The following is an 11,026-nucleotide window of genomic DNA, read 5'->3' as shown; positions in this document are numbered from 1 at the left end:
CGCCGCCGCATGCCGCCATCGCCAACACGCACCAGACGCTGCCGCGCCTGTCCGACCTGCTGCGCCTGGGCGACGCCGGCCTGAAGGCGCTGCTCAACGACTGGCTGGAAGGCGTGTACACCGCCGCCAGCATCGACGAGGCGCTGGCCAACCGCAGCAAGCTGACGCACGGCGAAGTGATCATGACCCGCGAGGGCCACCAGATCAGCCAGTTCGCGGTGGCCTTCTACGCACCCGATTCCGAGCAGGCCGGCATGCTGGCCCGCGCCCAGGAGATCGAGAATCTCGAGCGCCAGCAGCGCGCCCAGGCGCTGATCGCCGAGGAGTCGCGCAGCGCCCTGGTGCGCGCCGAGGCGGCCTACACCGAGGCTTCGCAGCGGTTGACCACCGCGCGGCGCGACGCCGCCGAGGCGCAGACGCGCGCCCACCAGCTGCAGGTGGAACTGCTGCGCCTGTCGCAGCTGGCCGAGCAGACCAGCACCCGCCGCGCCCAGCTCGACGAGGAACTCGCCGAGCTCGACGCCCAGCTGGAAGACCTGAACGAGCGCCGCGCCACCGGCGAGGCGAAGTTCGAGGAACTCGACATGCAGCTGGCGACCACGCAGGAGCGCCACGCCGAGCTCGACGAGGGCGTGATCACCGCCGAGCGCAAGCTGGCCGATGCCCGTGAGCAGCTGCGTGCGCTGGAGCGCCAGAGCCAGGAGGCGCAGTTCCACGCCCGTTCGCTGGCGGCGCGGCGCGGCGAACTGCAGCGCGGCATCGAGACGGCGGTGCAGCAGGTGGCCGCCAACGAGGCTTCCGCCCAGCAGCTGACCGAGGAGCTCGAGCGGCTGACCGACGCCGCCGCACAGGCCGGGCTGCAGACGGCACTGGCGCTCAAGCTGGAGCGCGAGGCCGCGCTCGGCGCCAAGCGCAGCGAGTACGACGACCTCACGCTGCGCATGCGCCGCGCCGAGGAGCAGCGCATGCAGCACGAGCAGAGCCTGGCACCGCTGCGCGAACGCATCACCAAGCTGCAGCTGGAGGAGCAGGCCGCCCAGCTCGGCGGCGCGCAGTACCTCGAGCAGCTCACCGCCGCGCAGGTCGACCTGGAGGCGCTGGCGAAGAACATCGAGGAAAACGGCGTCAAGCTCTACGGCCTGCAAGGCGAGATCGACCGCATCAACCGCGAGATCAACGCGCTGGGCGCGGTGAACCTCGCCGCGCTCGACGAGCTCACCGCCGCGCGCGAGCGCAAGACCTTCCTCGACGCGCAGAACGCCGACCTCACCGACGCGATCAAGACGCTGGAAGACGCCATCCACAAGATCGACCTGGAAACGCGCGACCTGCTCGGCAGCACCTTCAACCAGGTCAACGAGCACTTCGGCCGCATGTTCCCCAGCCTGTTCGGCGGCGGCCAGGCCAAGCTGGTGATGACCGGCGAGGAGATCCTCGACGCCGGTGTGCAGGTGATGGCCCAGCCGCCGGGCAAGAAGAACAGCACCATCCACCTGCTGTCGGGCGGCGAGAAGGCGCTCACCGCGATCGCGCTGGTGTTCGCGATCTTCCAGCTCAACCCCGCGCCGTTCTGCCTGCTCGACGAGGTCGACGCGCCGCTGGACGACGCCAACACCGAGCGCTATGCCAAGCTGGTGAAGGAGATGGCCGCGGGCACCCAGTTCCTCTTCATCAGCCACAACAAGATCGCGATGGAGATGGCCGAGCAGCTGATCGGCGTGACCATGCAGGAGCAGGGCGTCTCGCGCATCGTGGCGGTCGACATGGAAGCCGCCGTCAGCATGGCGGAAGCCGCCTGACATGAACCCCCCCCGTAGCGCCTGCGGCGCCCCCCCCCAGGGGGGCGCCGCTAGCGGACCGGCGGAGCCGGATCCGCGGCGGCTGCTCGGTGCGGTGCGGCTCGCTTCTGGAGCGGAGCGGTGAGCCTGACCGTCGCGCTCGCTCTCTTCGGCGTGGCGGTGCTGGCGGCGATGGCCGTTCACTTGTGGTGGCAATCGCGCCGGGCGCAGCCGCGGCGCGTGCTCGAATCGAAGCCAGTCGAGCCAGTGGTCGAGCCCAGCTTCGATGCGCCCGCCAGCGCGGAAGCCGACGACACGCCGGCAGCGGAGCTGCGCCAGCCGCGCCGCCTGCCGCCGAAGCTCGACGCGCTGATCGATGCCATCGCCACGCTCGGCATCGAGGTGCAGGTCAGCGGCGAGATGGCGCTGTCGCACCTGCCGCCGTCGCACCGCGCCGGCAGCAAGCCTTTCTTCATTGAGGGCTGGAATGTCGTCACGAAGGAATGGGAGCCGCCGGCCGCCGGGCAGCGCTACAGCGAGTTCCAGGCCGGCGTGCAGCTGGCCAACCGCGGCGGTGCGCTCAACGAGATCGAATACTCGGAGTTCGTGCAGAAGGTCGAGGCCTTCGCCGAGGCGATCGGCGCGATGGCCGACTTCCCCGACATGCTGGAAGTGGTGGCGCGTGCCCGCGAGCTCGATGCCTTCGCCAGCGAGCACGACGCCCAGCTCGCCGTGCATCTACGCTCGCGCTCGGTGGCCTGGAGCGTGGGCTTCATCCAGCAGCATGCCGCCCGGCACGGTTTCGTGGCCGGGATGGGCGCGGCTCGCCTGGTGCTTCCGGGCAACGAGGACGGCGCGCCGCCGGTGCTGACGCTGTCCTTCGACACGCAGGCGGCTCTGGCCGAAGACCCGAACCAGTCGGCGTTGCGCGACATCACCTTGAGCTTCGACGTTCCGCAGACCGACCCGGCGGGCGAGCCCTTCGTGGCCTGGCAGGCCAGCGCGCAGGCGCTCTCGCTGGGCATGGACGCCGCCATCGTCGACGACAACGGCAACCCGCTGTCGGCGGAAGGCTTCGCCATCATCGGCAGCGAGCTGACCTCGCTGTACGAAGCGCTGGAGTCGCGCGGCCTGCCCGCCGGCTCGGCCGCGGCGCGGCGCCTCTTCAGCTGAGCGCGGCGCGCTCGCACACAATCGCGGCATGAGTCCGAACGACCCCGCCGCGCGCGCCGCCGAGCTGCGCGCCGCGCTGCACCGCCACGCCCATCTCTACTACGTGCTCGACGCGCCGGAGATCCCTGACGCCGAGTACGACCGCCTGTTCCGCGAACTGCAGGACATCGAAGCCGCACACCCCGAGCTGCTGACGCCCGATTCGCCCACGCAGCGCGTGCTCGGCAAGGTGCTGGAAGGCTTCGAGCCGGTGCGCCACGCGGTGCCGATGCTGTCGATCCGCACCGAGACCGACACCGAGGCCTCGGGTGCAGTGGCCTTCGACGCCCGCGTGCGCCGCGAGCTGGAGCTGACAGAGGCCGACCCGCCGGTGGAATACGCCGCCGAGTTGAAGTTCGACGGCCTGGCCATCAACCTGCGCTACGAGCGCGGCGTGCTGGTGCAGGCGGCCACGCGCGGTGACGGCGAGACCGGCGAGGACGTGACGCAGAACATCCGCACCATCGGCCAGATCCCGCTGCGCCTGATCGGCACCGAGGCCGCCGTGCTCGAGGTGCGCGGCGAGGTCTACATGCGCCGCGACGATTTCGAGGCGCTCAACGAGGCGCAGCGCGCCAAGGGCGAGAAGACCTACGTCAACCCGCGCAACACCGCCGCCGGCGCGGTGCGCCAGCTCGATCCGGCGGTGACCGCCTCGCGACCCTTGAGCTTCTTCGCCTACGGCCTCGGCGAGGTGCAGGGCTGGGAGGTGCCGCTCACGCACGCCGCGCTGCTCGACGCGCTGCAGGCGATGGGCGTGCCGGTGTGCGCCGACCGCGCCGTCGTGCACGGCGCCGACGGGCTGGTGGGCTTCCACCGCGCGATGGGCGAGAAGCGCGACGCGCTGCCCTTCGACATCGACGGCGTGGTCTACAAGGTCAATGCGCGCGCGCTGCAGCAGCGCCTGGGCTTCGTCTCGCGCGAGCCGCGCTGGGCGGTGGCGCACAAGTACCCGGCGCAGGAGCAGATGACGGTGCTGCGCGACATCGACATCCAGGTCGGCCGCACCGGCAAGCTCACGCCGGTGGCCAAGCTGGAGCCGGTGTTCGTCGGCGGCACGACGGTGAGCAATGCCACGCTGCACAACGAGGACGAGACGCGCCGCAAGGACGTGCGCATCGGAGACACGGTGATCGTGCGCCGCGCCGGCGACGTGATCCCGGAAGTGGTCGGCGTGGTGTTGGAGCGCCGACCGGCCGACGTGGGCGAGCCCTTCGACCTTTACAAGCGCCTGGGCGGCAAATGCCCGGTGTGCGGCAGCGACATCGCCCGAGAGGAAGGCGAGGTCGACTGGCGCTGCAGCGGCGGCCTGTTCTGCCCGGCGCAGCGCAAGCAGGCCATCCTGCACTTCGCCCAGCGCCGCGCGCTGGACATCGAGGGCCTGGGCGACAAGCTGGTCGACCAGCTGGTCGACGCCGGCATCGTGCGCACGCTGCCCGAGCTCTACACGCTGGGGCTGGCCAAGCTCAGCGCGCTGGAGCGCATGGGCGAGAAGAGCGCGGCCAACCTGCTCGCCGGGCTGGAGAAGAGCAAGCACACCACGCTGGCGCGATTCCTCTACGGGCTGGGCATCCGCCACGTCGGCGAGACCACCGCCAAGGACCTGGCCAAGCACTTCGGCGGCATCGACCGGGTGATGGAGGCCAGTGTCGATCAACTGCTGGAGGTGAACGACGTCGGCCCGGTGGTGGCGCAGAGCATTCGCACCTTCTTCGACCAGCCGCACAACCGCGAGGTGGTCGAGCAGTTGCGCGCGGTGGGCGTGCGCTGGGACGAACACGACGGCCATCGCCCCGACGCCTCCGCGCTGCCGCTGGCGGGCAAGACGCTGGTGCTGACCGGCACGCTGCCGACGTTCTCGCGCGACGAGGCCAAGGACCTGATCGAGGCAGCCGGCGGCAAGGTCAGCGGCTCGGTGTCGAAGAAGACCCACTACGTGATCGCCGGCGAGGAGGCCGGCAGCAAGCTGGACAAGGCGCGCGAGCTGGGCGTGACGGTGCTCGACGAGGCCGGACTGCGCGCGCTGCTCGAAGGCGGTGCGGCGTGAGCGAGCCCGACTGGCTGGCCGAACTGCGCCGCCGCGCCGCGCAACCACCGCTGCGCCCGCGCGAGCCGCTGATCCTCGGCCGCGCCGAGATCGGCTCAATCGAGCCGGCGATCGGCGAGCGTATGGCGGCCGACGGGCTGCCGCTGCGCCATGAAGGCGGCGCCTGGCAGGTCACCTCGCACGACGACGAGGCGCTGGCCGAGCTGGCGCATTGGCTTCGCGCGCAGGACCTCGCGGGACGCTGGCGCGACGAATTGCTGCCCGTGATCGACGCCGCCGGAACGCCGCACGGCGCCATCGAGCGCGCCGCGGTGCGGCCGCTGGGCATCACCACGCACGCGGTGCACCTGGTGGGCCGCCATCCCGACGGGCGCTTCTGGGTGCAGCAGCGCGCCTGGGACAAGGCCACCGACCCGGGGATGTGGGACACCCTGGTCGGCGGCCTGATGTCGGCCGACGAGACGGTGCGCCAGACGCTGGAGCGCGAGACCTGGGAGGAAGCTGGCCTCCATCTGGCCGAACTCGACGCCCTGCAGCCGCTCGGCCACCTGCAGATCCGCCGGCCGGTCAGCGAGGGCTACATGGTCGAGCGTGCGGTGCTGTTCCAGGCGGTCCTGCCGCGCAACGCCATGCCGCAGAACCAGGACGGCGAGGTGGGCGGCTTCGCCTGCCTCGATGCCGTCGAGCTGCGCGAGGGGCTTGCCGCCGGGCGCTATACGCTCGAGGCCGCGCTGATCCACGCGCACGCGCTGGAGCTCGACGAACGCCGCTGAGCGGCCTCTGCACCGCTCAGGCCAGCCGCAGGGCCATCACGCCGGCGACCACCAGCGCCGTGCCGGCCGCCCGCAGCGGACCGAAACCTTCCTTGAGCCACAGCGCGCCGAGCGCTGCGGCGAACAGCACCGAGGTCTCGCGCAGCGCTGCGACCATCGCCACCGGCGCCTGCGTCATCGCCCACAGCGCGATCGCGTAGGAGCCGAACGAAGCCGCCGTGCCGGCCAGCGCCAGCTTCCAGCGCCCGGCCATGTGGGCGAGCGTGGCGTCGAATGCCGCGCGCCGCCGCCACAGCACCAGCGCGAGGTAGGGCAGCCCCTCGAAGACGAACAACGTGGCCACGTAGCTCGCGGCGTTGCCGGCGGCGCGCACGCCCAGGCCGTCGATCAGGGTGTACAGCGCGATGATCGCCGCGTTGGCCAGCGCGTAGCGCAGCGCCTTGCCCGGATGGCCGCCCACCGCGCTGCGCGACAGCCCGATGGCGATCACGCCGCCGCTCACTGCCAGCACACCTGCCCAGGCAGCGGCCGACAGCGGCTCGCCGATCACCGCCGCGCTGGCCAGGGCCACCAGCAGCGGCGCCGTACCGCGCATCACCGGGTAGGTCAGGCCGAGATCGCCATGGCGGTAGGCGCCGACCAGCGCCACGTAGTAGCCCAGGTGGACGACCACGGAGGCGGCCAGGAAGGGCCAGGCCTCGCGCGGCGGCAGCCCGACGAAGACCAGCACCGGCAGTGCGACGACGATGCCCAGGCCGTGGATCAGCGCCGTGTCCAGCGCCTTGTCGCGCCCACCCTTGATCAGCGCGTTCCACGAGGCGTGGAGCAGCGCGCCGAACAGCACGGCGGCCAGCACCGGCCAGCTCAGTGCCGCCACGGCTCAGCGCCTGTCCTCGTCGGCGGGCAGTTCGGCCAGCTTGGAGTGGCGGATGCGCGTCTGCGAGAGCACGCCGGCCGAATCGAGGATCGGGTAGGCGATCGAGCAGATGTGCGAGTTGATGCGCTTGAGGTCGCTGATCAGGTCCAGGTGCAGCGAGCTGGTCTCAATGCTCTGCGCGGTGTTGTCCTGCAGCCGCGCGATGTGGCTGGCGGCGTATTCGCGCTCCAGGTCGCGGAAGCGTGCCTTCTCCTCCAGCAGCTTCTTCGCGTCGCGCACGTGGCCGTCGAGGAAGACGCTCATGCCCAGCCGCAGGTTGGCCAGCAGCCGCTCGTGCAGGTGGCTGATCTCGGCCAGACCCGCTTCCGAGAAGCTGCGGTTCTTGCGGATCTTCTTGTCCTCCACGTCCTGCAGCACGCGCTCGATCACGTCGCCGATCTGCTCCATGTTGATGGTGAACGAGAGGATGTCGGTCCAGCGGCGGCTCTCGCGTTCCGAGAGCGCCTCGCGCGAGATCTGCGTCAGGTAGAACTTGATCGCCGAGTACAGCTCGTCGACGGTGTCGTCCATCTTGCGCAGCTGCTCGGCGAGCACCAGGTCGTTGTGGCGGATCACCGGCAGGATGCCGCGCAGCATGGTCTCCACCACGTCGGCCTGGTGCAGCGCCTCGCGCGCCGCGCAGCTGATCGCCAGCGACGGCGTCTGCAACGCCGAGGGATCGAGGTGGCGCGGCCGATCGGCGCCGGCGCCCGGGCGCGGCTCAGGCAGGGCGCGCTCGACGAGCCGGCCCACCACCCCGGTGAAACTGAGGAACAGCAGCGCGAGCATGACGTTGAAGCCGAGGTGGAACCAGACCACCTGCTCGTGCACCGCGCCGCCGGTGAGCTGCAGCCACACGTGCGCCTGCGGCAGCAGCGGAATCGCGATGGCCGCGCCCAGGCCCTTGAAGATCAGGTTGCCCAGCGGCAGCCGGCGCACCTGCGGAGAGGCGCCGCCGGTGGCCAGCAGCGCGAGGAAGCCGCTGCCGAGGTTGGCGCCGATCACCAGGCCGAGCGCCACGTTCGTGGGCACGATGCCCGAACTGGCCAGCGTGGCCGTGAGCAGCACGATCGCGAGGCTCGAGTACGACAGCACCGTGAGCACCGCGCCGACCACGATGTCGAGCAGCACCTCGTTGGGCAGCGAGGCGAGCAGCGCGCGCACGGCGGGCGACTCGGTCAGCGGCCGGGTCGCGGCGACGATCAGCTGCAGCGCCAGCGTGATCAGCCCCAGGCCGATCAGCACCCGTCCGACGCGGCCGACGCCTGTGTTCTGCCGCGTGGTGAACATCACCACGCCGGCGAAGATCAGCAGCGGCGACAGCCACGACAGGTCGAGCGAGAAGACGACGGCCATCATCGCGCTGCCGACGTCGGCGCCGAGCATCACCGCCAGCGCGGCGCCGGTGGGCACCAGGCCCTTGCCGACGAAGCTGGCCACGATCAGGCAGGTGGCGGTGGCCGATTGCACCAGGCTGGTCACCCCCCAGCCGGCGGCCAGCGCGGTCAGGCGGTTGCTGAAGCTCCTGGAGAGGATGCCGCGCAGGTTCTCGCCGGCCACGCGCAGCATGCCGGTGCGCACGAGGTGCGTGCTCCACACCAGCAGGGCGATGGCGGCGAGCAGGTTGAGAAGATGGATCAAGCGGTCTCCGGTGCCGGCCTCAGGCCCTGACCAGCAGCATCTGCGAGATCTGTGCCGCCGCCTGCTGCAGCCGCGGCAGGAACTGCGCCACCATCTGCCCGGCCGGCGTGCGCGCCGCCTGGCCGCTGACGTTCATCGCCGCGATGGCGCGCCCGCTGCGGTCGCGGATCGGCACCGACAGCGACACCAGGCCTTCCTCCAGCTCCTGGTCGACCACGCACCAGCCCTGGCGGTGCACGCGCGCGAGTTCGGTCCTGAGCGCGGCCGGGTCGGTGATGGTGCGGTCGGTGTGGGCCACCGGCGGATGGCGGGCGAGCAGCGCTTCGACCGTCGCATCGTCGAGTTCGGCCAGCAGGGTGCGGCCCATCGAGGTGCAGGCCGCCGGCAGCCGGCTGCCGATGCCCAGGTTGATGCTCATGATCTTGTGCGTCGGCACTCGCAGCACGTAGACGATGTCGGCGCCGTCGAGCACGGCGGCCGAGCACGATTCCTTCAGTTCCTCGACCAGCTTCTCCATCACCGGCTCGGCCAGGTTCCACAACGGCAGCGAGGAGAGGTAGGCGAAGCCGAGGTCGAGGATCTTCGGCGTGAGGCAGAACTGCCGGCCCTGGCTGCGCACGTAGCCCAGTCCTTCGAGCGTGAGCAGGATGCGGCGTGCGCCAGCGCGCGTCAGGCCGGTGCGCTGGGCGACTTCGCTGAGCGTCTGTTGCGGCGAGCGGGCGTCGAAGGAGCGGATCACCGCCAGGCCGCGCGCGAACGACTGCACGTAGCTGTCGCCGGGGCGGGGGGCGTCGGCGGCGGCCTGCAAGGTCTCGGAATCGGTGTCGGGCACGGGCATGCGGCAGTCTATCGCCCCACCGGGGCCGGCCTGCGTCGCAGGTGGCTCAGAAGCTGCTCAGCCCCAGCGAGCGGCTCTCGCCGAACACCGGCCGGTCTTCGGCGCCGAAGGCCGGCACCGCGCGGCTGCGGCCCTGGCGCTTGGCCTCGTACAGCGCCTGGTCGGCACGGCGAAGCGCCTCGTCGAGCGACTCGCCGTCATGCATCTGCACGATGCCGAAGCTCAGGCTCAGCGGGGCGACGCCCGGCGCCACCTGACGGTCGGCCAGCTGGCCGACGATGCGCGCGGCCACCGTCATCGCATCGTCGACGCCGGTGCCGGGCAGCAGCGCCGCGAACTCGTCGCCGCCGAGGCGGCCGGCCACATCCGGCGCGCGCAGCGAATCGCGCAGGCAGCGTGCCACCTGGCGCAGCGCCTCGTCGCCGCTGGCGTGGCCGAGCAGGTCGTTGATGCGCTTGAAATGATCGACGTCGAACATCATCAGCGTGCACGGCGGGCGGGCGCCTTCGGCCAGCGTCTGCGCGGCCAGCTCGTGGAAGTGCCGGCGGTTGGGCACATGGGTGAGCACGTCGATGTTGGCCAGGAATCGCAGCTGCCGGTGTACCTCCTGGAGGCTGGCCTCGCTGCGCTCGGCGGTCAGCATGAGTGCCAGGAAGACCATGACCAGCGACGACACCAGGATGACCAGCCCGCTGGCCAGCAGCAGTTCCTGGCCGCTGCCGTCCACCGGGCCACCGAGCGCGAAGCCGACGCGCAGTGCCTGCAGCGCGGCGGCGCACAGCTCCAGCCCGACGAGCAGCTTCATCGCCGCGCTGCCGCGAGACTCGGCCATGTGCCACAGCGTGGCGGCGCTGTACAGGTGCAGCACGGCCGCGCCGGCGGCGAATGCCAGCACGCGCGTCGCCAGGGAACCTTCGGCCGCCCAGGTGGCCAGCCACACACCCCAGGCCAGCGACAGCAGCAGCCAGTCGGCCAGCATGGGCACGCGGCTGGGCTGTCGGGCGGCGAAGCGGCGCATGCCGGCGAGCACCGTGATCGGCCACTGCAGCAGCAGCAGGTTGGCCAGCGGCAGCACTTCCGGCGCACTGTCGCGGAACAGCTGCAGCAGGCAGCCCAGCGCCAGCAGCCACTGCGCCACCACCCACCAGGCAAAGCCGCGGTACGTGCGCCGCGTGGCGGCGTACAGCGTCATCACGCCGGCCGACGTGGCCAGCGCGGCCACGCAGACGGTCAGCAGGGTGGGCAGGTGGAGTGTCATGGCGCAACGCAGCCGTGCCATTGTGGAGGCCGGGTGCCGTCCGTGCGCTACCTCTTTGGGGGGATCGTGTTAGGGGTCTGGGAGAATCGCTACCATCGCGCGCCGTCGGTTGTTGCGCATCAAGGAGAAGCAGAACATGGCCATGGACGTGGTGGATTTCGAGATCAAGGGTTCGGAGATGCAGTTCGTCGAGGTCGAGCTCGATCCCGGCGAAGCGGCGGTCGGCGAGGCCGGCAGCCTGATGTTCATGGACGCCGGCATCCAGATGGACACGGTGTTCGGCGACGGCGGGCCGCAGCAGGGTGGCTTCTTCGGCAAGCTGCTCGGCGCCGGCAAGCGACTGGTCACCGGCGAGTCGCTATTCACCACCGTCTACACCAACCAGGCGCGGGCCAAGCAGCGCGTGGCCTTTGCCGCCCCATACCCCGGCAAGATCCTGCCGATGGACCTGCGCCAGATGGGCGGCACGCTGATCTGCCAGAAGGACTCGTTCCTCTGCGCGGCGCGGGGCGTCTCGCTGGGGATCCACTTCCAGCAGAAGCTCTCGGTGGGCTTCTTCGGCG

General features: G+C 71.1%; 8 protein-coding genes and 1 pseudogene. 5 read left to right on the top strand and 4 right to left on the bottom strand.

Going from position 1 to position 11,026, the window contains the following annotated elements:
• The 4 genes and pseudogenes from AB7U92_RS12960 to AB7U92_RS12945 form a co-directional block, all read left to right on the top strand.
• Positions 1-1,799: pseudogene (locus AB7U92_RS12960) on the top strand (chromosome segregation protein SMC); the annotation flags it as partial.
• Positions 1,800-1,919: 120 nt separating this feature from the next.
• Positions 1,920-2,951, top strand: a complete 1,032-nt coding sequence (locus AB7U92_RS12955; protein ID WP_428577276.1) for a cell division protein FtsZ — start codon at positions 1,920-1,922, stop codon at positions 2,949-2,951.
• A gap of 28 nt (positions 2,952-2,979) precedes the next feature.
• Positions 2,980-5,037: an NAD-dependent DNA ligase LigA gene (ligA, locus tag AB7U92_RS12950; protein WP_428577273.1), complete on the top strand. Its 2,058-nt coding sequence runs from the start codon at positions 2,980-2,982 to the stop codon at positions 5,035-5,037.
• Positions 5,034-5,810 carry an NUDIX hydrolase gene (locus AB7U92_RS12945; RefSeq protein WP_428577271.1) on the top strand — a complete coding sequence of 259 codons (777 nt, stop codon included), beginning with the start codon at positions 5,034-5,036 and terminating at the stop codon, positions 5,808-5,810. The genes ligA and AB7U92_RS12945 overlap by 4 nt, the downstream gene beginning before the upstream one ends.
• Positions 5,811-5,826: 16 nt before the next feature.
• On the opposite strand, the gene AB7U92_RS12940 is transcribed toward AB7U92_RS12945, so the two are convergent.
• From AB7U92_RS12940 to AB7U92_RS12925, 4 genes are read right to left on the bottom strand one after another with little or no spacing between them, the layout of a single operon-like run.
• The gene (locus AB7U92_RS12940) at positions 5,827-6,687 is read right to left on the bottom strand and encodes an EamA family transporter (protein ID WP_428577268.1); all 861 of its coding nucleotides are present in this window, start codon (positions 6,685-6,687) and stop codon (positions 5,827-5,829) included.
• Positions 6,688-6,690: 3 nt separating this feature from the next.
• Entirely contained in the window at positions 6,691-8,367 is a 1,677-nt protein-coding gene (locus AB7U92_RS12935; RefSeq protein WP_428577265.1) for a Na/Pi cotransporter family protein, read from the bottom strand.
• A gap of 19 nt (positions 8,368-8,386) precedes the next feature.
• The gene (locus tag AB7U92_RS12930) at positions 8,387-9,205 is read right to left on the bottom strand and encodes an IclR family transcriptional regulator (RefSeq protein WP_428577262.1); all 819 of its coding nucleotides are present in this window, start codon (positions 9,203-9,205) and stop codon (positions 8,387-8,389) included.
• 46 nt (positions 9,206-9,251) lie between these two features.
• A complete protein-coding gene (locus tag AB7U92_RS12925) occupies positions 9,252-10,463 on the bottom strand; it encodes a GGDEF domain-containing protein (protein WP_428577259.1) in 1,212 nt (403 codons plus the stop codon).
• A gap of 136 nt (positions 10,464-10,599) precedes the next feature.
• Here AB7U92_RS12925 and AB7U92_RS12920 point away from each other — a divergent pair.
• Positions 10,600-11,026, top strand: a 427-nt coding sequence (locus tag AB7U92_RS12920) for an AIM24 family protein (protein WP_428577256.1), incomplete at its 3' end; no start/stop codon positions are given.

The organism is Piscinibacter sp. (genome assembly GCF_050175855.1).
Classification (GTDB): domain Bacteria; phylum Pseudomonadota; class Gammaproteobacteria; order Burkholderiales; family Burkholderiaceae_C; genus Piscinibacter.
This window is presented reverse-complemented; position numbering and strand designations above follow the sequence as displayed.